The organism is Dinoroseobacter sp. S375 (assembly GCF_049800775.1).
Classification (GTDB): Bacteria; Pseudomonadota; Alphaproteobacteria; order Rhodobacterales; family Rhodobacteraceae; genus Dinoroseobacter.
Genome location: NZ_JBNAFR010000003.1, coordinates 338800 through 359548 on the forward strand (window position 1 = coordinate 338800; position 20749 = coordinate 359548).

Here is a 20749-nt window from a genome sequence, read left to right on the forward strand (position 1 = left end):
GATGAACCTTGCCAAGCCGATCTCCCGCCCGTCTCTGCATGCGGAACTCGTGGACCGGGTGCGCGAACTGATCATCGAGGGCACGCTCGAGCCGGGGACAAAGATCCCGGAAAAGGACCTCTGCGAAAGCTTTGGGGTGTCCCGGACGCCGATGCGCGAGGCGCTCAAGGTGCTGGCCAATGAGGGGCTCGCGGTGCTCGAGCCGAACCGGGGCGCCTGGGTGTCGACCGTGACGATGGAAGAGCTGGAGGCGACCTTTCCAGTGATTGCCTCGTTGGAGCGACTGGCGGGCGAGCTGGCCTGTGCAGCGGCCACCGATGCCCAGATCGCCGAGATCCGCAGCCACCATGAAGACATGGTGGCCTGTTTCTCGACGCGGAACCGGCAGGAGTATTTCCGGGCCAATCAGGACATCCACGAGGGGATCCTCGCCGCTGCCGGAAACGAGGTGCTGAGCCAGCATCACAAGGTGTTGGCCAGCCGGGTCAAGCGCGCGCGGTTTCTGGCCAATATCTCGGACGAGCGCTGGCAGCAGGCGGTCGAGGAACACGAAGGCATCATCGCCGCACTCGAGGCGCGCGACGGCGCGGAGCTGGGCCAACGGCTCGCCGCCCATCTGGCCAACAAGTTCACGGCGTTGAAGGCACGGATGGCCTGATCCGGCCTGCTGCGGCGACGGATCGCGCGAAAACGGGCAAACCCCGCGGATTAAAGTCGAAATCTCTTGTTCCATGTCAAGCGACCGCACGTGCCAGCCCTTGCCACCCTTGGGAGCGCTAACGTAGCATTGGGTCAGGATCCGGTCTGACGCGGCAGTGGATCCGACCTCCACTCACCCGCGCGCGAGGAACCTGCATGACCGAGACGACCGACAGTGGCACGCGACGCCCTCTGACCCTTCGGGATGTATCCGAGGCGTCCGGCGTGAGCGAAATGACCGTCAGTCGCGTGTTGCGGAATCGGGGCGATGTGTCAGACGCCACCCGCGCCAAGGTGCAGGAGGCGGCGCGGACACTGGGCTATGTGCCCAACAAGATTGCCGGCGCGCTCGCATCGAACCGGGTGAACCTGGTTGCGGTGATCATCCCGTCCATGTCGAACATGGTCTTTCCCGAGGTGATGGGCGGCATCTCCAGCGTGCTGGAAGAGACCGACCTGCAGCCCGTGGTCGGGATCACGGATTACCTGCCGGAAAAGGAGGAGAAGGTCCTCTACGAGATGCTGAGCTGGCGTCCCTCGGGCATCATCATCGCCGGGCTGGAACATACCGAGGCCGCGCGCGCCATGCTGCGCAATGCCGACATTCCGGTTGTCGAGATCATGGATACGGATGGCAACCCGACCGATTGCGCCGTGGGGATCTCGCACCGGCGCGCGGGCCGCGAGATGGGCGAGGCGATCCTCGAAGCGGGGTATCGCCGGATCGGGTTCATGGGCACCAAGATGGCGCTCGATCACCGGGCGCGCAAACGCTACGAGGGCTTTGTCGAAGCGCTGGCCAAGGGCGGTGTCGAGCTTGCGGAATGGGAATTCTACGAGGGCGGATCGGCATTGGCCAAGGGACGCGAGCTGACGGCGTCGATGCTGGAGAAGGCTCCGGATCTCGACTTCATGTATTATTCCAACGACCTGATCGGCGCGGGCGGATTGCTCTATTGCAAGGAACAGGGGCTGGATATCCCCAACGGGTTCGGCATGGCCGGGTTCAACGGTGTGGAGCTCCTGCGCGGGTTGCCGATCAAGCTGGCCACCATCGATTCCTGTCGCCGCGAGATCGGGCGGGCGGCGGCTGAGATGATCGTGGCGCGGATGGATGCGGATCTGCCGGGGGAGACGATCACCCTCGCGCCGGTGCTCGAGCCCGGCGATACGATGCGGACCGGGTGAGCGCCCCTGCCGGGGCGGGCCTTCGGCGAGGATTTTTTCGGACTTAAGGTTTCCTGTCGCGCCCCATGGTGCAGCGGATGGGATATGCGTCGATAGCCGGGCTACGTCTGCGCCGGTGTTCTTGATCCATGCAGAGCCGAGTTGTCGTGCGGCGGAGCGGGCCATAGGGGCCTTGTCGTTTGAGGCATGGCGGTCCTGTGATGTCACTCACACCCTGGCCCTTTGGCAGAGCTTTGTCCGGATGCGCTTGTCTCAGCCGCCTGGTGCGTACCACGGCGGTTCGCATTTTTGACCAGATCGCTGCGTGCCCAACCCATGGCGATGCCGGGGAGCGCCGGCCCAGTCGTAGCGTGGCGCCGCAGGCCTTGTCGAGTAAAGCCGGAGTTACGGCTGATAGAGCGGCACGGTGGAGATCGCCATCTTCGCGGATCCATCGGTCAGTTCGCGGGCATGGGCCACATAAATCAGCGTCTGGTTTGCTTCGTCGAAGATCCGCTTGATCCGCAGGGATTTCAGCACGATGGAGCGGCGCTCGTTGAACACGTCTTCGCCTTCGTCATCGCGGTCGATATCCCCGATGGTGATCGGCCCGGTCTGGCGGCAGGCGATGGAGGCGTTGGACGGATCTTCGAACCAGTTCCCCTTGGACAGCCGGTCGAGCAGGCCGCGCTCGAAATAGGCGATATGGCAGGTCACTCCGGTGACGTCGGGATCCTGGATCGCCTCGATGATGATGTCATTGCCCACCCAGTCCACATCCACATTGCCGACCTGTTCGGCATAGGAGGGAAGGGCGAGGCACAGGGCGGCGGCGCAAAGAAGGCGGTTCATGGAGGTCTCCGGTTTGGCAGGTCAACGCGTGGTCCGGGCGCAGGGTTCCGTGCCCGGCGCGGATTGGCAAGAGACGTTGCCTCAACTCGTTGCATGTGCAACAGTATTGCGTCCGGGGATGGGGGAGCCCATGAACAAACAAGAGCGACAGGTTCGGATGCAGCAGGCCGTGAGCGCCACGGGTGCGGTCTACATGCCCGGTTTCGGCAATGATTTCGAGACCGAAGCCTTGCCCGGCGCGCTGCCGCAGGGGCAGAACAGCCCCCAGCGCTGCGCCTATGGGCTTTATGGTGAACAGCTCTCGGGGACGGCGTTCACCGCGCCTAGTCATCAGAACGAGCGCACTTGGTGTTACCGTATCCGGCCCTCGGTGAAGCATTCCGGGCGCTATCGAAAGATCGACCTGCCCTATTGGAAAACCGCGCCCCATGTGGATCCGGATGTGATCAGTCTCGGGCAGTATCGCTGGGACCCGGTGCCCCATTCCGACGCGCCGCTGACCTGGCTGACGGGCATGCGGACCATGACCACGGCGGGGGATGTGAATACGCAAGTGGGGATGGCGGCACATATCTATCTGGTCACGGCCTCCATGGAGGAGGCGTATTTCTACTCCGCCGATAGCGAGCTTCTCGTCGTTCCACAGGAGGGGCGGCTGCGGTTCTGTACCGAGCTGGGGGTCATTGATCTGGCGCCAAAGGAAATCGCCATCCTGCCACGCGGTCTGCTCTACCGGGTCGAGGTGCTCGAAGGGCCGGCACGGGGCTTTGTCTGCGAGAATTACGGCCAGAAGTTCGATCTGCCGGGGCGTGGTCCGATCGGGGCGAATTGCATGGCGAACCGGCGGGACTTCAAGACACCTTTGGCGGCCTATGAGGATCGGGAGGTGCCCTCGACGGTGACGGTGAAATGGTGCGGCCAGTTCCATGAGACCGAGATCGGGCATAGCCCGCTCGACGTGGTGGCTTGGCACGGCAATTACGCGCCCTGCAAATACGACCTGCGGACCTATTGTCCGGTGGGGGCGGTTTTGTTCGATCACCCGGATCCGTCGATCTTCACGGTGCTGACCGCGCCTTCGGGGGTGGAAGGGACGGCGAATATCGACTTCGTGCTGTTTCGCGAACGCTGGATGGTGGCGGAGAACACCTTCCGCCCGCCGTGGTACCACAAGAATGTCATGTCTGAGTTGATGGGCAACATTTACGGCCAGTATGACGCCAAGCCTCAGGGGTTCGTCCCGGGCGGGATGAGCCTGCACAACATGATGCTGCCCCATGGCCCGGATCGCGGGGCGTTTGAAGGGGCGTCAACTGCGGAGTTGGCACCAGAAAAGCTCGACAATACTATGAGCTTCATGTTCGAGACGCGGTTTCCCCAGCACCTGACCCGGTTTGCAGCCCAAGAGGCGCCTCTGCAGGACGACTACATCGACTGCTGGGCCGATCTGGAGAAGAAGTTCAACAGCACGCCGGAGGGGACCTGATGGATCCGGGCTACGTCGTTATTGGGGTGTTCGTCGCGATTGTGGCGCTGGTCATCTGGTCCGGCCGGGGCAAGCGATCGCGGAAATATCCCGGGGAAGTTAGAGACATGCCGGGGCGGCGGCAGGAAGGTGCCGATTTTTCAGGTGGCGAAGACCCCTAGCGGGGCGTTGCGCACAGTCGCGCACAGATACGGGCCTATGCCCGAAGGGAGGAGAGGGCATGAGCAAGGCGTTCGCGTCGGCAGGGGATCTGAGCGAGAAGCAGACCAGCTTTGTCGAGGTCGGTGCGGGGCTTTGGGCCTTCACCGCCGAGGGCGATCCAAACTCCGGTGTGATCATCGGGGACGACAGCGTCATGGTGATCGAGGCCCAGGCGACGCCGCGTCTGGCCGAGACGGTAATTGCCGAGATCCGCAAGGTGACGGACAAGCCGATCTCGCATCTGGTGCTGACCCATTACCACGCGGTGCGGGTGCTTGGGGCCTCTGCCTATGGGGCGGATCAGATCATCATGTCCGACACCGCGCGCGCCATGGTGGCCGAGCGCGGGCAGGAGGATTGGGATAGTGAGTTCGACCGCTTTCCGCGCCTGTTTGAGGGCCATGAGAGCATTCCGGGCCTGACCTGGCCCACCACGACTTTCTCGGACCGGATGACCGTCTATCTCGGCCAGCGGCGGGTGGACATCATGCATCTGGGCCGCGCCCATACGGCGGGGGACGCGGTGATCTGGGTGCCGGATGAGGAGGTGATGTTCACCGGCGACATCGTCGAGTTTCACTCCGCCTGCTATTGCGGGGACGGGCATCTGACCGAATGGGGCGAAACGCTGGATCAGATCGCCGCCTATGAGCCGCGCGCCATCGCGCCGGGGCGGGGCGATGCGCTGATTGGCGAAGAGATGGTCTCAGCCGCCATCGAGAGCACCCGCGATTTTGTCGAAAGCACCTATCGCCCGGCTGCGCGGGTGGCCGCCCGGGGCGGCAGCCTCAAGGACGCCTGGGAGGCGGTGCGCGCCGAATGTGATCCCAAATTCGCCGATTACGCGATCTATGAACACTGCCTGCCCTTCAACGTCGCGCGGGCCTATGACGAGGCGCGCGGCATCGAGACGCCCCGCATCTGGACCGCCGCGCGGGACAAGGAGATGTGGGCCGCCCTGCAGGGCTGAGGAGGGTCGCCATGCCACGCCATTTCGCAATCGTCTCCGCCGCTTCGGCGGCCCGGGACCCGCGCGGATGAGCAAATTCGGCCCGACCCGTGGCGAGCTGTGGTTCCGGCTCGGCTTCAGCCTGGTGGGGCTGGCTTTGATGGGAGTCGCATTGGCCACGCGGGGATTTGGCGGAATCGCCTGGGTTGAGGTCGTCCTGATCGCCAGCGCGTTCTTTGGCGGCACCGCGATCTGGGCGGCGCGACGGCTTTGGGCAACGCGGGAGGAGACGTGATGGCCTATGACTACCAACCGTTCGACTATGTGCCGCCGCCGGGGCTGACGGCGCCGGAGGCGAAGAAGCCCGTGGTGATCGTTGGCGCAGGTCCAATCGGGCTTGCCATGGCAATCGAGCTGGCGGAGCACGGGGTCGCCTCGGTCGTGCTCGACGACAACAACGTGGTGTCGGTGGGCAGTCGGGCGATCTGCTGGTCCAAGCGCTCGCTTGAGATTTTCGACCGGCTCGGCATTGCTGAGAAGGCGCTCGACAAGGGGGTCACGTGGCAGGTCGGGCGCACCTTTCACCGCGATCAGGAGGTGTTCAATTTCGACCTCTTGCCCGAGGCGGGCCACAAGATGCCGGCCTTCATCAACCTGCAGCAATACTATGTGGAACAGTTCCTCGTGGAGCGCGCGCAAGAGATCCCGTTGATCGATCTGCGCTTCAAGAACAGGGTCGTGGGCGTTGATCCCGGGGCTGTGGGGGCGATCCTGGATATCGAGACGCCGGACGGCCCCTATGCGCTCGAAGCGTCCTATGTGCTGGCCTGCGATGGCGCACGCTCCCCGATCCGCGGCATGCTCGGGCTGGAGTTCGAAGGCGAGGTCTTCGAGGAACGCTTCCTGATTGCCGATATCGAGATGGATGCGGATTTCCCGCCCGAGCGGCATTTCTGGTTCGAACCCGAGTTTCACACCGGCCAGTCGGCGCTGCTGCACAAGCAGCCGGACAACATATACCGGATCGACCTGCAACTGGGTTGGGACGCCAATCCCGAGCATGAGATGCAGCCCGAGATCGTCATTCCGCGCATCGTCAAGGTGGTTGGCCATGACGATTTCCGCCTCGACTGGGTCAGTGTCTACACCTTCCAATGTCGGCGGCTGGCTGAGTTCGTCCATGGGCCGGTGATCTTTGTCGGGGACAGCGCCCATGTGGTCAGCCCGTTCGGCGCGCGCGGCGGCAATGGCGGGCTGCAGGATGTGGACAATCTCGGCTGGAAACTGGCTGCGGTGCTGGAAGGGCGGGCCGGGGACAGCCTGCTTGCGAGCTATGATCGGGAGCGTGGCTTCGGCGCGGATGAGAACATCGCCAATTCCGCCCGTGCCACGAAGTTCATGACCCCCGGGGACGGGGTCGAACGGATGTTCCGCGATCAAGTGCTGCATCTTGCCGGGCAGACCGCCTTCGCGCGGGGCTGGGTAAACTCCGGGCGGCTGTCGCGGCCTTGCACCTATCCGTCCAAGGGCCCCGATGCGCCATCCATGCCCGAGGGCACGTGCCCCGGCGCGGTGGCCCCGGATGCGCCGATCGCCGAAGGGTGGCTGTTGTCCGAGCTCGGGCGCGATCTTGTTCTGCTCGCCATCGGTGCGGCGCCGCCGGACGGCCTCGATTGCCGGTTGCTGAACCTGCCGGTCACGCCGGAGCTTCAGGCGCGCTATCTCGGCGAAGCCAAGGCTGGCTTTTATCTCATCCGTCCCGATCAGGTCATCGCCGCACGCTGGACAGAGGGGGACGCGACGCAGATCGCTGATGCCATCCGAGCCGTCTGGGAGGGGGGCTGATGCCGCTGACAACAACCCCGAACCTGCCGGAGCATGACACGTTCTACGCGGAGCTTCTCGACGCCCATCGCGGGTTGTCGGAGGCCGAAAGCCATGCCCTGAACGCGCGGCTCGTTCTGATCCTCGCCAACCATGTGGGGGATCTGGAGGCATTACGCGCGGCGCTGGCCCTCGCAAAGACCTGATCTAGGGCGCCGGCAACAGAAACCGGCCCGTTTCCGTCAGCATCCAGGCTTTGCGCCCCTCGACCACGACCGGGGACAGGGGGCGTCCATAGCCCGCGCCGGCATCGATGTTCAGGCGGTTTCCATAGAAGGTCGGCATCTTCAGGGCCGTATGACCATGGACCACGAGCTTGCCGTGATCCGCGGTCTCGCGCAGGAAGTCGTCCCGGATCCAGAGGAGATCCTCCTCGGTTTGCTGCTGCAGGGCGATGCCGGGCCGGATCCCCGCATGGACGCAGATATGCATCTCGGTTTCGATCCAGAGCGGCAGGCTCGCAACGAAATCGAGATGCGCGGCGGGCACGGCCCGTGCGGCGGCCTCCCGCGCGGGGGCGAAGTCTCCATCCTCGGCCGCGACACCGTAAGAGGCGAGTGTGGTCGCCCCTCCCAGTGCCGGGTGGAGCCAGCTCTTGCCGGATTTGATCGCCGGATCATGGCTCGCCCCGTCCCGCACGAAGCGCAGGAACATGCGGTCATGATTGCCCAGAAGCACAGCCCAGGGCGCGCCGCGGGCGCGCCCGGCGATCAGATGATCGATAACACCCTTGCTGTCGGGGCCACGATCCACGAGGTCGCCCGTATGCACGACCGCCGCGTCCGGATCCCGGACGCGGCCCCGGTCCTCATCGATCAACCGATGGGCCTCGATGAGCTGGTCCAGATGGCCGTGAATATCGCCAATCGCATAAAATCGCATGATCTATCCAAAAAAGAAGGCCCCGCCGAAATCAGCGGGGCCGTGTCACTGTTTCAGATCGTTTCGACCTCAGGCAACGTTGAATTGCAAGGGCCGGACCTGCTGGAAGAGGCCGGTCTCGGTGAGCTTGTCCAGCACATTGGCCGGGCAGGGCGCATCGAGATAGAGCATCGCAATCGCGTCGCCATTGGTCTCGTCGCGACCAAGGGTAAAGTTCGCGATGTTCACGCTGTTCTGGCCCATGGTCATGCCCAGCGTCCCGATGATGCCGGGGACGTCCTTGTTGGTCGTATAGAGCATGTGCTCGCCGATCTCGGCATCGATATTGATGCCCTTGATCTGGATGAAACGCGGCTTGCCATCCGAGAAGACCGTGCCTGCGATGGACCGTTCGCGATCCGCCGTCTTCACCGTCAGCTTGATGTAACCGTCAAACACACCGGATTTGTCCTGCGTGGTGGTCGAGATGCCAATGCCGCGCTCCTTGGCGATCACGGGGGCAGAGACCATGTTCACGTCCGGGTTCGTGGCCTGCATGATCCCTGCCACGGCGGCGCAGTTCAGCGCCTCGAGGTTCATCTTGGATACGGTGCCGTTATAGGTGATCTCGATGCTGTGGATGGCCTCTTCGGTGAGTTGCCCCACGAAGGTGCCAAGATGACCAGCGAGCTTGACCCAGGGTCCCATGACCTTGGCTTCCTCGGCTGTCACCGACGGCATGTTCAGCGCGTTTTCCACAGCCCCGCTCAGCAGGTAGTTCGACATCTGCTCGGCCACCTGCAGGGCGACGTTCTCCTGCGCTTCGGTGGTCGATGCGCCCAGATGCGGCGTGCAGACCACGTTGGGCAGATTGAAAAGCGGGTTCTCGGTCGCAGGCTCCTGGGCGAAGACGTCGAAGGCCGCTCCGGCCACATGGCCGGATTTCAGCAGCTCCGCGAGCGCCTCTTCGTCGACCAGACCGCCACGCGCGCAGTTGATGATCCGCACGCCTTTCTTGGTTTTCTCCAGTGCCTCGCGGCTCAGGATGTTCTTGGTCTGCTCGGTGAAGGGCACGTGGAGCGTGATGAAATCCGCGCGGGTCAACAGCTCGTCCAGCTCGACCTTCTCGACGCCGAGCTTGGCGGCGCGCTCTTCGCTCAGGAAGGGGTCATAGGCCACGACCTTCATTTTCAGGCCCACGGCCCGCTCGCACACGATGCCGCCGATATTGCCCGCGCCGATCACGCCCAGGGTCTTGGCGGTCAGCTCGACCCCCATGAATTTCGACTTCTCCCATTTGCCCGCATGGGTCGAGGCCGAGGCCTCGGGGATCTGGCGGGCCACGGCGAACATCATCGCAATCGCGTGTTCGGCAGTGGTGATCATGTTCCCGAAGGGCGTGTTCATGACGATCACACCTTTCTTGGAGGCCGCGACCTTGTCTACATTGTCGGTGCCGATCCCGGCGCGGCCAACAACTTTGAGGTTATCGGCGTTCTCCAGCAGTTTTTCCGTGACCTTGGTGGCCGAGCGGATGGCGAGGCCGTCATACTGGCCAATCACTTCGGCGAGCTTGTCCTTGTCCTTGCCGAGGGCGGGTTCGAAGTCGACCTCGATTCCACGGTCGCGGAAGATCTGGACGGCGGTTTCCGAGAGCTTGTCGGAGACGAGTACTTTGGGGGCCATGATGGGCTCCTTTATGCGGTGCTGGCCACGCGCCCTGTCTGTTGGGGCGGGCCGGAATTCAGGGATGGGTGGCCCGGTCGCTGTCACGACCGGGCGGACGCGCGTCGCTCAGGCGGCGGCTTTCTGGGCGGCAATCTCAGCTTCGAAGGCCCATGCGAGCCAAGGCAGCATGGCCTCGACATCCGAGGTTTCCACCGTGCCGCCGCACCAGATGCGCAGGCCCGCCGGGGCGTCGCGATAGGCGCCGATATCGAGTGCGATGCCTTCGGCCTCGAGCCGCTTGGCAACGGCCTTGGCGAAGCTCGCGCCGTCGAGGATCCGCTCGTCGGTGAACTTCAGGCAGACAGAGGTGTTCGACCGTGTCGCCGGGTCCACGGCGAGGAAATCGATCCAGTCATTGGCCTCGACAAACCCGGTCACGGCGGCGGTATTCGCATCCGCCCGCGCGATCAGGCCCTTGAGCCCGCCGACGGATTTCGCCCAGTCCAGAGCGAAGAGGTAGTCCTCGACGCAGAGCATCGACGGCGTGTTGATCGTCGCCCCGGTGAAGATCCCGTCGATCAGCTTGCCGCCCTTCGTCAGGCGGAAGATTTTCGGCAGGGGCCACGCGGGCGTGTAGCTCTCGAGCCGGGCGACGGCGCGGGGGCTCAGGATCAGGATGCCATGGGCCGCCTCACCGCCCAGCACCTTCTGCCAGGAGAAGGTCGTCACATCCAGCTTGTCCCAGGGCAGGTCCATGGCAAAAGCCGCGGAGGTCGCGTCGCACAGGGTCAGCCCCGCGCGGTCCGCGGGGATCGCGTCACCATTCGGCACGCGCACCCCGGAGGTCGTGCCGTTCCAGGTGAAGCAGACATCCTTGTCGAAATCGACCTGCGCGAAATCCACGATCTCGCCATATTCGGCGGTCTTGGTCACTGCGTGGAGCTTGAGCTGTTTCACCGCATCGGTGACCCAGCCGGAGCCGAAGCTTTCCCATGCGAGCATCTCGACCGGGCGTTCACCCAGGAGGCTCCACATGGCCATTTCATAGGCCCCGGTGTCGGAGGCGGGCACGATGCCGATCTTGTAGTCGGCGGGGACCCCCAGAACCTCACGGGTGGTCTCGATCGCGGCCTTCAGCTTGTCCTTGCCGATGGCGGCACGGTGCGAGCGGCCCAAGGCGGCGTCGGCAAGTGCATCCAGTGTCCAGGTGGGGGGTTTGGCACAGGGGCCAGAGGAAAAACGCGGGTTGGCCGGCCGCGTGGCCGGAGCTTCGATAGCCATTGCTGGTATCCTTCCAGATATCTGCCCTTCGTTGGGGAAGGGTGTCCCGCCGCCGCGTATAAGCGGCAGGACGGATATCCGGCAAGTCGTAAAATGCGGCTTTTCTGTCGCATTCGCCGCAAGCCGTCGGGGACGGGTTTCCGATCCGAAACCCGCCCCCGGTCAGATAGCCTGCTATGCGGGCTCTTTGGCGCGGGTCTCGGCTTTGAGCGGAACACAAACCTTGGTCAACAGGTTATCGGGCGCGGTGTCCTGCGGTGCGTTGAGATAGATCTCCAAAGCCGGTTGATGCGCAGGTTCGCGCCCCGAGCTCGGCAGCCACGTCCCATAGAGGTGGTCATAGGCCGCCCGCAATCCTGCATAGGGCCCCTTGAAGGTCAGCACGCCGTAGCTCCGGCTGGGCAGGGAGATCTCTTCGAGCGGGGATGCAATCTCGGCATCCGGCCCGAGGGACAGACCCGCATGGCTGCGCAACTCGGCGGCGGGCACCGCGTTGGGGTCGTCATAATAGAGGCCCAGCATCCCTGTGGCATGGGGCCAAAGGTTGCGGGAGGTGGCGAGGGTCGACACCTGCTCGAAGACCCGGCCGACCTCCATATAGGCGCCGGTATGGGGCAGCACTGCAAGGCGCATGGCAGGCAGGGTTTCGATCTGTACGGGAAACATGGGTCTGGATCCTTTGTCCGGTTTCAGTAGAGGCGCGGTGAGATCACCGCGAGACCTGAACCGGGTCGGGGTCATGCCAAAGCCGTCCCGGAATGCGCGCGAGAAGCTCTGCGGGGTGTCATACCCCGCCTGAGCCGCGATCTCGGCGACGCTCTGCTCGGTCTGCACCAGCCAACACGCGGCACGATGGAGCCGGATGCGACGCACGGCCTGCGCGGCGGTCTCGCCGGTCATGCCGTGAAACACCCGGTGCCAATGAAACCGCGACATGGCGGCCACATCTGCAAGCGCGTCGAGGGACAGATCCCCCCGCGGGTTGTCGTGGATATAGTCGAGCACGCGGAGCATGCGGTCTTCGTAGCTGGCAGTCATGGAGCCCCTCTTGGTCAGGTCCGATCTCTGCATGACATGGGTCGACTGCACAAATCTTGCTGACTTGCCCCGGGCGGAAACGCGCAGGTGACAGCGGCGCTGCGCAAGTCCTAGGCTGACCCATCGGTTTTGAGTTGGGAGGCGCCCATGCGCAGGGTTCTTATGGTTTTGGTATTGCTCTGCCTGCCGGGTCTGGCTCAGGCCTTTTGCGGATTCTACGTCGCGCGCAGCGACGGTCGGCTCCTGAACGAAACCTCCAAGGTGGTCTACACGCGCAACGGTGTCTTTTCGACGATCACCATGTCCTCGGATTACCAGGGGCCGGCTTCCGAGTTCGCGCTGGTGGTTCCAACGCCGTCGGTGCTGGAACGGGACGATATCCGCACCGTGGACCCAGAGATCATCGCCCATCTCGACCGCTACACCGCGCCGCGGCTGGTGGAGTATTTTGATGATGACCCGTGCTTATTCGATGTGGTGGAGCCTGTGATGGCAATGCCGGTCATCACCAGCGACGGCGGTCAAACGCCCGCTGTGCAGCCAAAGAGCGGGCCGCGCGCGCTGGGCGTGACGGTCGAGGCCTCCTATGCGGTGGGCAGCTACGATATCGAGATCCTGTCGGCCAAGCGCTCGGATGGGCTGGTCACCTATCTCACGCAGGAGGGCTACAAACTGCCGGATGGCGCGACCCCTGTTCTGGGTGATTACATCGGTGCGGGGATGAAGTTTTTCGTCGCGAAGGTGAACCTGGCGCGCCATGACGCGGGGGCCGCGCAGGAGCTTCAGCCGCTGCAAATCCGGTTCCGCTCGCGGGATTTCATGCTTCCGATCCAGCTTGGCAAGCTCAATGCCGAGGCGCCGCAAACGGCGGTGTTCTACATGCTCACAAGCTCGGGCCGGGTGGAGGTGGCGAATTACACGGCCACCGAGTTGCCAACCAATGTCGACGTCCCGGCCTTCATCGAGCAGATGTTTCCACTTTTCTACACGAGTGTGTTCCAGAAAGCCGTAGGCGACCGTGGCGGGCTTGTTCTGGAATATGGTTGGGACATGGGGTGGTGTGACCCTTGCGCGGATGATCCGGTACCCAATGAGGATCTGCGGATCCTCGGGGCGCGCTGGCTTGAGCCTTCCGACGCTCCGGGGGAGGGGGTCTATGTCACCCGCTACCGGGCGCGCTACACCAAGGAGCAGATGCCCCGGGACATCATGTTCAAAACCACGAAGAATCGCGACAATTTCCAGGGACGCTATGTGATCCGTCACCCGTTTGACGGGCCGATGCAATGTGAGGCTGCCGAGACGTATATCGCCGCAACCAGGGAGCGGTTGGCAGAGGAAGCCAAGACAACCGTCGAGATGACCGGCTGGGACCCCGGACTTGTCAGTCGCAATATCGGGCGGTCCGTGCCTGCGGCCTATCGCTAGGGCGCTGGTCTCGGGCGGGCGGCTGGGGTAAAGCGCGGCGAGCTGCCAAAGGACCCGCGCCCATGTATATCACCACGCTTCTGACCAATCCCGCTGCGCCCTGCCTCGACGAGGCCATGGTCACCTCGCTGCGCAACGCCTGGGGCGGAGGCGATGCGCGCTGGCTGTCCGAGGGCGAGGCGGCGGAGTTCCCGTTGGAGGCACAGCCGGAGAACCTGTGGGAGGTTTGGGCCGATCTGCAGACGCAGAAGGTCGATCTCGTGGTTCAGCCAGAGGCGGGGCGGCGAAAGAAAATGCTGCTGGCCGACATGGACAGCACCATGATCCAGCAGGAATGCATCGACGAGCTGGCCGCCGAAGCCGGGGTTGGCCCCCGCGTGGCCGAGATCACCGCGCGCGCGATGAATGGCGAGTTGGATTTCGAGGGGGCGCTGCGCGAGCGGGTCGGCTTGCTCGAGGGGCTGGATGCGGGGGTGATCGATCAGGTCATTGCCAACCGGATCACCCTGATGCCCGGTGGGCCGGAACTCCTCGCGACGATGAAGGCGGCCGGGGCCTATGCGGCGCTGGTGTCGGGGGGCTTCACGGCCTTTACCGCGCGGATTGCCGGGCGGCTGGGCTTTGACGAGAACCGCGCGAACAGCCTTGAGATCGCCGAGGGCGCGCTGACCGGCAAGGTCATCGATCCGATCCTCGGGCGGGCGGCCAAGGTCACCGCGCTCGAAGAGATCACCGCCAAGCTCGGGATTTCCGAGGCGGAGGTGATGGCCGTGGGCGATGGGGCCAATGATCTGGGCATGCTGGGGCGGGCCGGGGCGGGCGTTGCGCTGCATGCCAAGCCGGTCGTGGCCGCGGAATGCGATCGACGCATCAATCACGGAGACCTCTCCGCGCTGCTCTACCTGCAGGGATATGCCAAGTCCGAGTTCGTCACCCCGCCGCAGGGCTGAGCCGGCGCGCGCCGCGACACGCTCCCGATCAGAATTCCAGCGCCGTGCGGACCTCCGGGCCCGATTCGTCGGGGATGCGCAGGTTGGATTGCGCAATCTGGGCCCGCACCACAGCCCCGTCTTTGGTCACCGCAAAGGGCACCGTGGGGGTTTGCATCCGCCGGTCCACCCGTTCGGGGGCCTCGTCAAGAGAGCGCAGCCGTTCCCAGGCCTCCTCGGTCCAGCTGAGGATCTGCAAAAGCGGCCCGTCCCCGGCAGAGGCGGGGCCCGCATGGCCAAGCAGGGTCAGGCAGATCAGGGCAGCAAAAATCCGAGGCATGGGTGCGCCTTCCAACACGATTGGGTGATGATCCGAGCAGATAGACCGGGGGCAGATCCCGTCACCCCTGATCCTGCCGCAGTTTTCCTAAATCTTGGTAAAATTCGCGGCACCGATCAGGTCGCGCACGGGGGCGAGGCGCGCAACCGCATCGCCGCGCCGGTTCCGGATCGGTCCCGTAAGGAACCGTTGCGCCGAAGGATGGGCCGGATCCAGCACGCCGAGCCGCACTAGCACCGCCGCAATCACGCAATCCACGCCTCGCGTGGCACCATCGCTGATCTTGATCGCGACGCCCCGGCCCTGCGCGGGCAGAATTGCGATGAAGACACCATCCGCGCCGAACTTGATCGCTACAGGCTCGGTAGTTGCGCGCATCAGCTCGGTACAAGGGCGCCCTTCGCCGGCGACCAGATCCGAATGCGCCATCATGGCCTCGGTCAGGGCCGCTTGCGCGCGGGACCGGGCATCGGCGCGACCGCCAGCCGTCGCGTAGCGCGACATGGCGCGTGCCAGACCGTGGAGCGTGGTGGCATGGTTCGGCGCGGCACAGCCATCGATGCCATAGCCCGGGCTGGTCTCGCCCGTGACCTCCTCATGGGCAGCCAGCGCCGCCGCCTGCACTGGGTGGGCCATGTCGATGTAATCCGCCCCGGCCCCGAGATCCCGTGACAGGGTGAGAAAGCCCGCATGCTTGCCCGAACAATTGTTGTGCAACGGGCTCAGAGCGGCCTCTGCGCAGATCATCCTGTTCCGCTCCGCCCGGTCCCACGGTGATTGCGCGCCGCAGAGCAGGTCCCCCGGGCCCATGCCCTGATCCGCGAGCCAGTCAGAAACCAGCCCCGCATGGCGCGCAGTCCCTTCATGGGAGGCGCAGGCCAGTGCCAGATGCTGCGGGCCCAGCCCTGCCCGGGCCGCAGCGCCACTTTCAACCAATGGCAGGGCCTGCAGCATCTTGGCCGACGACCGCGGAAGAATCACCTGATCGGGATTGCCCCAGGACTCTTCGATCTCTCCATCGGGTCCACAGATCACCACATGCCCGCAATGAAGCGACTCCAGGATTTCGCCGCGCCACAGCTCTACAAGGCGGACCCCTTCCATCCCTGATGCAGTCATGGCATATCCTCCGGCAAAGTTTTGCTCAAACCAATGACGCAGGGTCTTTGATTGCCCTTGGGGTCTGGTTAGATAACGTTACGTATAAGATGTGTCAGACGCTCCGCGAAGGGGCCAGCGAATTTGCCATGTCAGGACAGGGGTCGTGAAGTTGGGTATGCGGGTAGAGGCTACAGGTATGAGACGGGCGATTGCGGGCGGCGCATTGGCGGCGCTTTTGAGCGTGGTGATGACACCGGCGCTGGCGCAGGAGGTGTCCGACAACCGGGTGGCCGTGAAAACCGACTGGAATGTCTTTGTTGAAGACAATCCAACGGAATGCTGGAGCGTCTCGATCCCGAAAGAGACCGTGAACACCCGCGACGGGCGCCCCGTGGCGGTCAATCGCGGCGACATCCTGATGTTCGTGGCCTATCGCCCCTCAGAGAGCGTGACGGGCGAAGTGTCCTTCAAAGGCGGCTATGATTTCCGCGAGGGCTCGACCGTGACGGTGGAGATCGGCGAGTCGACCTTCGAGTTTTTCACCGAGGGTGGCAATGCATGGCCTGCCTCGGCCGAGGATGACGCGAAAGTGATCACGGCCATGAAGCGCGGCGCACAGGCTGTTGTCACAGGGGTGTCCCAGCGGTCCGGCACGACCACGAAAGACACGTTCAGTCTGCTGGGCTTTACCGCCGCTCTGGAAGAGGCCGAGCGCCGCTGCGCCAGCTAGGCGTCAGACGGATCTGGCTCTGCGGGCGCAGGGCCTTCGCGACCGGCACCATGTCCTCGTCGAACAGACTTGCGGTCTGGCTCGTGAGATAGGCGTCACCGCCAGCGTCAATTGCAAGGTCTTGGGGGCGCACCGCAGGAGTGCCGCCATCGAGACATCGGATCCACCAGTGGGGTGATGTCCTCGGGCTCTCGGGTGGACATGCCACCTCTTTACCTGTTTCCCCGGAAGCCCTCGGCGCAGTAAGGGCAAAACGCAAAAAAGGGCCGCGGGGCGGCCCTTTCTCGAACTGTGTAGGATCCGGTCTGGATCAGGCCTTGCGGCGTGCGCGCAGCGCGCCCAGAGCGCCGAGACCCAGCAGGGCCAGCGGTGCGCCAGCGGGCAGCGGGATCGGCGACGTGGTGTCGGCCATGGTGTCGAAGTTGTCGAACGCGATGCCGATGAAGCGAGTGCCACCAGCTGTCGTGCCGCTGATTTCGATCTCGGAGATCAGGCCTGCGAGGCCGCTGAACCCGATGCGGGTCACGGCTGCGTCGCCCGCGAGGGGGTCGTTGCCATCCACAACCTGCGTGTCGAGGACGTTGCCACCCATATCGCGCGCGATGAAGGTGAAGACCTCGAGGTCATTGCCGCTGCCGTCAATGTCAGCCACGTCGAAGGACGCTGCGGCCACTGCGGTTCCGTAGTTGATGGTCAGCGAGGTGACCGTGCCGAAATCGGACGTCAGGAAGTAGTCACCAAACGCGTCGGGCGGGTTCGGCGTGTCGTTCGGGACGAAACCGTCGGTGTTGCCACCAACTTCGACGATGTTCAGGCCGTTGGGGCTGGAGAAGGTCACGTCGAAACCGCCGACAAACTCGTTGCCGACAATAGGGGTTTCGTCGCCAGAAAAGCCGGTCTCGAAGTCCAGAATTGCTGCATTTGCAGCAACAGCAGAGAAGGTGAGAGCGGCAGCGATCGTTAATGTCTTGTACATGTACTCAGGCTCCTAGTGCGGGTTACAGGCCCGCGTTCCGTGCCTCCGATTAACGAAAAAATCGTCTAAAACTCTATGAACAAGTTCACAGATGGTTAACGCGACAGGAATTGATGGAGCATAATCAGCGCCGTTCTCATTGAATTGGGTGTGTGACGTCACGGCAGATCGGTTTTGTTTCCACAATACCGCGTTGCAGCGTGTTCTGTTGCGGTGCCGAAGGACACAGCCTCTTCCGCCCCCGCGAATCGCGCTATATATGGCTCTATCCCACACCGGAGCACGCCCATGACCGCCAGCGACCCCAGCCCGCAGGCCCCGATCACGCAAGACGTCCTGACCCTGCCGCGCAAGCTGGCCGAGGGCGGGCCGCGCAATCTGGTCGGCCTGACCCGCCCCGAGCTGGCCGAGGCCCTGCGCTCCGCCGGTACGCCTGAGAAACAGGTTAAGATGCGGGTCAACCAGGTCTGGGCCTGGATCTATGAACGGGGCGTGCGCGATTTCGCGGATATGACCAACCTCTCCAAGCCCTATCGTGCGTTGCTGGCCGAGCACTTTACCGTTGCCGTCCCCGAGGTGGTGTCGCGCCACGTCTCGAGCGACGGGACCCGGAAATACCTCGTGCGGATCGCCGGGGGCCATGAGGTCGAGGTCGTCTACATCCCCGAAGAAGATCGCGGCACGCTCTGCGTTTCGTCGCAGGTGGGGTGCACGCTGACCTGCTCCTTCTGCCATACGGGGACGCAAAAGCTGGTGCGCAACCTGACGGCGGGAGAGATCGTCGGCCAGATCATGGTGGCGCGGGATGACCTGGGTGAATGGCCGGAGCCCGGACGCAACCCCAAGAACGAGACCCGGCTACTGTCCAACATCGTGCTGATGGGCATGGGCGAGCCGCTCTATAACTTCGAGGCCGTGCGCGACGCGATGAAGATCGCGATGGACCCCGAAGGCATCAGCCTCAGCCGCCGCCGGATCACGCTGAGCACCTCCGGCGTGGTGCCCGAGATCGCCCGCACCGCCGATGAGATCGGCTGCATGCTGGCCGTGTCCTTCCACGCCACCACCGACGACGTGCGCGACAAGCTGGTGCCGATCAACAAGCGTTGGAACATCGCAGAACTGCTCGAGGCGCTGAAGGCCTATCCCAAGGCCAGCAATTCCGAGCGGATCACCTTTGAATACGTGATGCTCAAAGGGGTGAATGACAGCGACGAGGATGCGCGGCGACTGGTCGAGCTGATCAAGGGGATCCCGGCCAAGATCAACTTGATCCCCTTTAACGAATGGCCCGGCGCGCCCTATGAGCGGTCCTCGAACAACCGCATCCGGGCCTTTGCGGACATCATCTACAAAGCGGGCTATGCGAGCCCGATCCGCACCCCCCGTGGCGAGGACATCATGGCCGCCTGCGGGCAGCTCAAATCCGCGACCGAGCGCGCGCGCAAGTCCCGCGCCCAGATTGCGGCCGAAACCGGGCTGGGCTGACACAGGATGGCGGAGCTGTCTCTTGCGTTGAGCGGTGGCGGGGCCGCCGGGATCGGGCATGTGATCGTACTCGAGACTTTGGACGAGCTGGGCGTTATGCCCTGCGCGATTGCCGGGACCTCCATGGGGGCGCTGATGGGGGCGGCCTATGCCTCCGGCATGGCGGGGGTCGAGATCCGGCATCATATCCTGGACCTGATCGATAGCCCTTTCGAGGCGGCGGTGACCTATTGGCGGACCCATCTCTCCAAAGGCCTGAAGCTCTTGCAGCCCGTGGCGGCGCAGGCGGCGGTGTCCACCATGCTGCCCGATGATTTCCCCGAACAGTTCGAGGAGATGATCTGCCCTCTGCATATCGTGGCCACCGACTACCGGGCGCGCGAACCCGTGGTGTTTAAAACCGGACCTGTCCGGGAGGCCCTGGCCGCCTCCATTGCGATCCCGGGCGCCTTTGCGCCGGTCAAGATCGGCGAGCGGACCTTTGTGGATGGCGGTTTCACCAATAACCTGCCCTATGATCTCTTGCCTCCGGACAGTTTCAAGCTGGCCGTGGATGTCGCCACCGAGCCCGACAGCATGGAACGCGATCCGCCCGGACCGCTGGAGGCGGTGGCAGGCTCCATGCGGATCATGATCCAGGCCATGCTGGAAACCCGGCTCGAGTCCTCGCCACCGGATGCGCTGATCCGCCCGGATTCCCGTGCTTATGGCGTCTTTGACATCTGGCAGGCCGAAGAGATCCTCGAAGCCGCAGCCCCCGCCGCCGAGGCCACAAAACGGGCGCTGGACGCCTATTTCGCCCGCGTGTGACGCGCCAGAGCCGCCCCGCGGGTTGACAGGGCAGGGTGCGCCCGGTTTCACCAGAGACGAGCAGGTTTAAGAGCAGAGCATGGCGGCGAAAAAGACCCCGGCCAAGACATCGCGCAAATCCTCCACCTTCGGGGAGGGGGGGGCCCGTCTGTCCCTTGGCGGGACACTCCGGCGTGCGTTGCGCTGGTTCGGGTGGGCTGTGCTGGGGGTTTCGCTGCTTCTTGTGATCTGGATCGCGGCCTATCGCTGGATTGATCCGCCGACCACGCCCTATATGCGCGCCGAGGCGGCCCGGCTGGGCGAGGTTCGCCAAACCTGGGTTCCGCTGGACCAGATCGCGCCTGAGCTTGCCCGCTCTGTCGTGGCGGCGGAGGATGCGAATTTCTGTGCCCATTGGGGGTTCGACATGGCGGCGATCCGGGCCGCGATCGAGGCCGGCGGGACCCGCGGGGCCTCGACCCTGTCGCAGCAGGTGGTCAAGAACGCTTTCCTCTGGCATGGCCGCTCCTGGCCGCGCAAGGCGCTCGAGGCGCTGATGACCCCGGTGATGGAGGCGCTCTGGTCCAAGGAGCGGATCCTCGAGGTGTATCTCAACATTGCCGAGTTCGATGAGGGTGTTTTCGGGGCAGGCGCGGCAGCGCCCTGGTATTTCGGGGTGCCCGCCTCGGATCTCAGCCGCGCGCAGTCCGCCGCACTCGCCGTCGTGCTGCCCAACCCCAAGGCCCGCTCGGCGGTGCGCCCGACGGCGACGCTCCAACGGCGGGCCGCACGGGTGGCCGACGGGGCAGAGACAATCCGCCGGGACGGGCGTGCGGCCTGTTTCGAGGATTGAAGCCATCCGCGCCCCAAGGCACAAAGGAC

The 20749-nt window shown here is 64.3% G+C and carries 22 protein-coding genes; 14 read left to right on the forward strand and 8 right to left on the reverse strand.

Going from position 1 to position 20749, the window contains the following annotated elements:
• Window position 1: 1 nt before the first annotated feature.
• On the forward strand, window positions 2-658 hold the full coding sequence (locus ACP150_RS09425) for a GntR family transcriptional regulator (RefSeq protein WP_424966349.1): 657 nt from the start codon (window positions 2-4) through the stop codon (window positions 656-658).
• Window positions 659-855: 197 nt separating this feature from the next.
• Window positions 856-1887 (forward strand): LacI family DNA-binding transcriptional regulator, encoded by a 1032-nt coding sequence (locus ACP150_RS09430; protein WP_424966350.1) that lies wholly within the window; start codon window positions 856-858, stop codon window positions 1885-1887.
• A 384-nt stretch (window positions 1888-2271) separates the two neighbouring features.
• Here the strand turns inward: ACP150_RS09430 and ACP150_RS09435 are convergent, their stop codons facing one another.
• Window positions 2272-2718 (reverse strand): CreA family protein, encoded by a 447-nt coding sequence (locus ACP150_RS09435; protein ID WP_424966351.1) that lies wholly within the window; start codon window positions 2716-2718, stop codon window positions 2272-2274.
• Window positions 2719-2848: 130 nt separating this feature from the next.
• Between ACP150_RS09435 and hmgA the strand changes: the two genes are divergently transcribed.
• From hmgA to ACP150_RS09465, 6 genes are all read left to right on the forward strand, one after another.
• A complete protein-coding gene (hmgA, locus tag ACP150_RS09440) occupies window positions 2849-4204 on the forward strand; it encodes a homogentisate 1,2-dioxygenase (RefSeq protein WP_424966352.1) in 1356 nt (451 codons plus the stop codon).
• Window positions 4204-4365: a hypothetical protein gene (locus tag ACP150_RS09445; protein WP_424966353.1), complete on the forward strand. Its 162-nt coding sequence runs from the start codon at window positions 4204-4206 to the stop codon at window positions 4363-4365. The genes hmgA and ACP150_RS09445 overlap by 1 nt, the downstream gene beginning before the upstream one ends.
• Window positions 4366-4424: 59 nt before the next feature.
• Window positions 4425-5375, forward strand: a complete 951-nt coding sequence (locus ACP150_RS09450; protein ID WP_424966354.1) for an MBL fold metallo-hydrolase — start codon at window positions 4425-4427, stop codon at window positions 5373-5375.
• A gap of 67 nt (window positions 5376-5442) precedes the next feature.
• Window positions 5443-5649, forward strand: coding sequence for a hypothetical protein (locus tag ACP150_RS09455; protein WP_424966355.1), 207 nt, complete (start codon window positions 5443-5445; stop codon window positions 5647-5649).
• Window positions 5649-7199: an FAD-dependent oxidoreductase gene (locus ACP150_RS09460; RefSeq protein WP_424966356.1), complete on the forward strand. Its 1551-nt coding sequence runs from the start codon at window positions 5649-5651 to the stop codon at window positions 7197-7199. Before ACP150_RS09455 ends, ACP150_RS09460 begins: the two co-directional genes overlap by 1 nt.
• Entirely contained in the window at window positions 7199-7384 is a 186-nt protein-coding gene (locus ACP150_RS09465) for a DUF2783 domain-containing protein (protein ID WP_424966357.1), read from the forward strand. The genes ACP150_RS09460 and ACP150_RS09465 overlap by 1 nt, the downstream gene beginning before the upstream one ends.
• A gap of 1 nt (window position 7385) precedes the next feature.
• Here ACP150_RS09465 and ACP150_RS09470 read toward each other — a convergent pair whose 3' ends face one another.
• From ACP150_RS09470 to ACP150_RS09485, 4 genes are all read right to left on the reverse strand, one after another.
• Window positions 7386-8120 (reverse strand): metallophosphoesterase family protein, encoded by a 735-nt coding sequence (locus ACP150_RS09470; RefSeq protein ID WP_424966358.1) that lies wholly within the window; start codon window positions 8118-8120, stop codon window positions 7386-7388.
• Window positions 8121-8189: 69 nt separating this feature from the next.
• Window positions 8190-9785, reverse strand: a complete 1596-nt coding sequence (gene serA, locus ACP150_RS09475; RefSeq protein ID WP_424966359.1) for a phosphoglycerate dehydrogenase — start codon at window positions 9783-9785, stop codon at window positions 8190-8192.
• A gap of 108 nt (window positions 9786-9893) precedes the next feature.
• Window positions 9894-11048, reverse strand: a complete 1155-nt coding sequence (locus tag ACP150_RS09480) for a phosphoserine transaminase (protein WP_424966360.1) — start codon at window positions 11046-11048, stop codon at window positions 9894-9896.
• Between the two features lie 174 nt (window positions 11049-11222).
• Window positions 11223-12086, reverse strand: a complete 864-nt coding sequence (locus ACP150_RS09485; RefSeq protein ID WP_424966361.1) for an AraC family transcriptional regulator — start codon at window positions 12084-12086, stop codon at window positions 11223-11225.
• 147 nt (window positions 12087-12233) lie between these two features.
• Between ACP150_RS09485 and ACP150_RS09490 the strand changes: the two genes are divergently transcribed.
• The gene (locus ACP150_RS09490) at window positions 12234-13514 is read left to right on the forward strand and encodes a DUF2330 domain-containing protein (protein ID WP_424966362.1); all 1281 of its coding nucleotides are present in this window, start codon (window positions 12234-12236) and stop codon (window positions 13512-13514) included.
• A gap of 62 nt (window positions 13515-13576) precedes the next feature.
• Window positions 13577-14464, forward strand: coding sequence for a phosphoserine phosphatase SerB (serB, locus tag ACP150_RS09495; RefSeq protein WP_424966363.1), 888 nt, complete (start codon window positions 13577-13579; stop codon window positions 14462-14464).
• Between the two features lie 28 nt (window positions 14465-14492).
• Here serB and ACP150_RS09500 read toward each other — a convergent pair whose 3' ends face one another.
• Window positions 14493-14783 carry a hypothetical protein gene (locus ACP150_RS09500; protein ID WP_424966364.1) on the reverse strand — a complete coding sequence of 97 codons (291 nt, stop codon included), beginning with the start codon at window positions 14781-14783 and terminating at the stop codon, window positions 14493-14495.
• An 87-nt stretch (window positions 14784-14870) separates the two neighbouring features.
• Entirely contained in the window at window positions 14871-15902 is a 1032-nt protein-coding gene (locus tag ACP150_RS09505) for an asparaginase (RefSeq protein ID WP_424966365.1), read from the reverse strand.
• Window positions 15903-16080: 178 nt separating this feature from the next.
• Here ACP150_RS09505 and ACP150_RS09510 point away from each other — a divergent pair, with 178 nt between their 5' ends.
• The gene (locus ACP150_RS09510; protein ID WP_424966366.1) at window positions 16081-16614 is read left to right on the forward strand and encodes an invasion associated locus B family protein; all 534 of its coding nucleotides are present in this window, start codon (window positions 16081-16083) and stop codon (window positions 16612-16614) included.
• A gap of 310 nt (window positions 16615-16924) precedes the next feature.
• On the opposite strand, the gene ACP150_RS09515 is transcribed toward ACP150_RS09510, so the two are convergent.
• Complete coding sequence (locus ACP150_RS09515) at window positions 16925-17590, reverse strand: hypothetical protein (protein ID WP_424966367.1); 666 nt, start codon at window positions 17588-17590, stop codon at window positions 16925-16927.
• 288 nt (window positions 17591-17878) lie between these two features.
• Here ACP150_RS09515 and rlmN point away from each other — a divergent pair, with 288 nt between their 5' ends.
• The 3 genes from rlmN to mtgA all read left to right on the forward strand — a co-directional run bounded on the left by rlmN (window position 17879) and on the right by mtgA (window position 20720).
• Window positions 17879-19078: a 23S rRNA (adenine(2503)-C(2))-methyltransferase RlmN gene (rlmN, locus tag ACP150_RS09520; protein WP_424966368.1), complete on the forward strand. Its 1200-nt coding sequence runs from the start codon at window positions 17879-17881 to the stop codon at window positions 19076-19078.
• Window positions 19079-19084: 6 nt separating this feature from the next.
• On the forward strand, window positions 19085-19888 hold the full coding sequence (locus ACP150_RS09525) for a patatin-like phospholipase family protein (protein WP_424966369.1): 804 nt from the start codon (window positions 19085-19087) through the stop codon (window positions 19886-19888).
• A 79-nt stretch (window positions 19889-19967) separates the two neighbouring features.
• Complete coding sequence (gene mtgA, locus ACP150_RS09530) at window positions 19968-20720, forward strand: monofunctional biosynthetic peptidoglycan transglycosylase (RefSeq protein WP_424966370.1); 753 nt, start codon at window positions 19968-19970, stop codon at window positions 20718-20720.
• Window positions 20721-20749: the final 29 nt, after the last annotated feature.

What these genes read in the sequence shown, in the direction of transcription:
- ACP150_RS09425 (WP_424966349.1), top strand. Translation starts at nt 2, where the DNA reads ATGAACCTTGCCAAGCCGATCTCCCGCCCGTCTCTGCATGCGGAACTC.
- ACP150_RS09430 (WP_424966350.1), top strand. Translation starts at nt 856, where the DNA reads ATGACCGAGACGACCGACAGTGGCACGCGACGCCCTCTGACCCTTCGG.
- ACP150_RS09435 (WP_424966351.1), bottom strand. Translation starts at nt 2,718, where the DNA reads ATGAACCGCCTTCTTTGCGCCGCCGCCCTGTGCCTCGCCCTTCCCTCC.
- hmgA (WP_424966352.1), top strand. Translation starts at nt 2,849, where the DNA reads ATGAACAAACAAGAGCGACAGGTTCGGATGCAGCAGGCCGTGAGCGCC.
- ACP150_RS09445 (WP_424966353.1), top strand. Translation starts at nt 4,204, where the DNA reads ATGGATCCGGGCTACGTCGTTATTGGGGTGTTCGTCGCGATTGTGGCG.
- ACP150_RS09450 (WP_424966354.1), top strand. Translation starts at nt 4,425, where the DNA reads ATGAGCAAGGCGTTCGCGTCGGCAGGGGATCTGAGCGAGAAGCAGACC.
- ACP150_RS09455 (WP_424966355.1), top strand. Translation starts at nt 5,443, where the DNA reads ATGAGCAAATTCGGCCCGACCCGTGGCGAGCTGTGGTTCCGGCTCGGC.
- ACP150_RS09460 (WP_424966356.1), top strand. Translation starts at nt 5,649, where the DNA reads ATGGCCTATGACTACCAACCGTTCGACTATGTGCCGCCGCCGGGGCTG.
- ACP150_RS09465 (WP_424966357.1), top strand. Translation starts at nt 7,199, where the DNA reads ATGCCGCTGACAACAACCCCGAACCTGCCGGAGCATGACACGTTCTAC.
- ACP150_RS09470 (WP_424966358.1), bottom strand. Translation starts at nt 8,120, where the DNA reads ATGCGATTTTATGCGATTGGCGATATTCACGGCCATCTGGACCAGCTC.
- serA (WP_424966359.1), bottom strand. Translation starts at nt 9,785, where the DNA reads ATGGCCCCCAAAGTACTCGTCTCCGACAAGCTCTCGGAAACCGCCGTC.
- ACP150_RS09480 (WP_424966360.1), bottom strand. Translation starts at nt 11,048, where the DNA reads ATGGCTATCGAAGCTCCGGCCACGCGGCCGGCCAACCCGCGTTTTTCC.
- ACP150_RS09485 (WP_424966361.1), bottom strand. Translation starts at nt 12,086, where the DNA reads ATGACTGCCAGCTACGAAGACCGCATGCTCCGCGTGCTCGACTATATC.
- ACP150_RS09490 (WP_424966362.1), top strand. Translation starts at nt 12,234, where the DNA reads ATGCGCAGGGTTCTTATGGTTTTGGTATTGCTCTGCCTGCCGGGTCTG.
- serB (WP_424966363.1), top strand. Translation starts at nt 13,577, where the DNA reads ATGTATATCACCACGCTTCTGACCAATCCCGCTGCGCCCTGCCTCGAC.
- ACP150_RS09500 (WP_424966364.1), bottom strand. Translation starts at nt 14,783, where the DNA reads ATGCCTCGGATTTTTGCTGCCCTGATCTGCCTGACCCTGCTTGGCCAT.
- ACP150_RS09505 (WP_424966365.1), bottom strand. Translation starts at nt 15,902, where the DNA reads ATGACTGCATCAGGGATGGAAGGGGTCCGCCTTGTAGAGCTGTGGCGC.
- ACP150_RS09510 (WP_424966366.1), top strand. Translation starts at nt 16,081, where the DNA reads ATGAGACGGGCGATTGCGGGCGGCGCATTGGCGGCGCTTTTGAGCGTG.
- ACP150_RS09515 (WP_424966367.1), bottom strand. Translation starts at nt 17,590, where the DNA reads ATGTACAAGACATTAACGATCGCTGCCGCTCTCACCTTCTCTGCTGTT.
- rlmN (WP_424966368.1), top strand. Translation starts at nt 17,879, where the DNA reads ATGACCGCCAGCGACCCCAGCCCGCAGGCCCCGATCACGCAAGACGTC.
- ACP150_RS09525 (WP_424966369.1), top strand. Translation starts at nt 19,085, where the DNA reads ATGGCGGAGCTGTCTCTTGCGTTGAGCGGTGGCGGGGCCGCCGGGATC.
- mtgA (WP_424966370.1), top strand. Translation starts at nt 19,968, where the DNA reads ATGGCGGCGAAAAAGACCCCGGCCAAGACATCGCGCAAATCCTCCACC.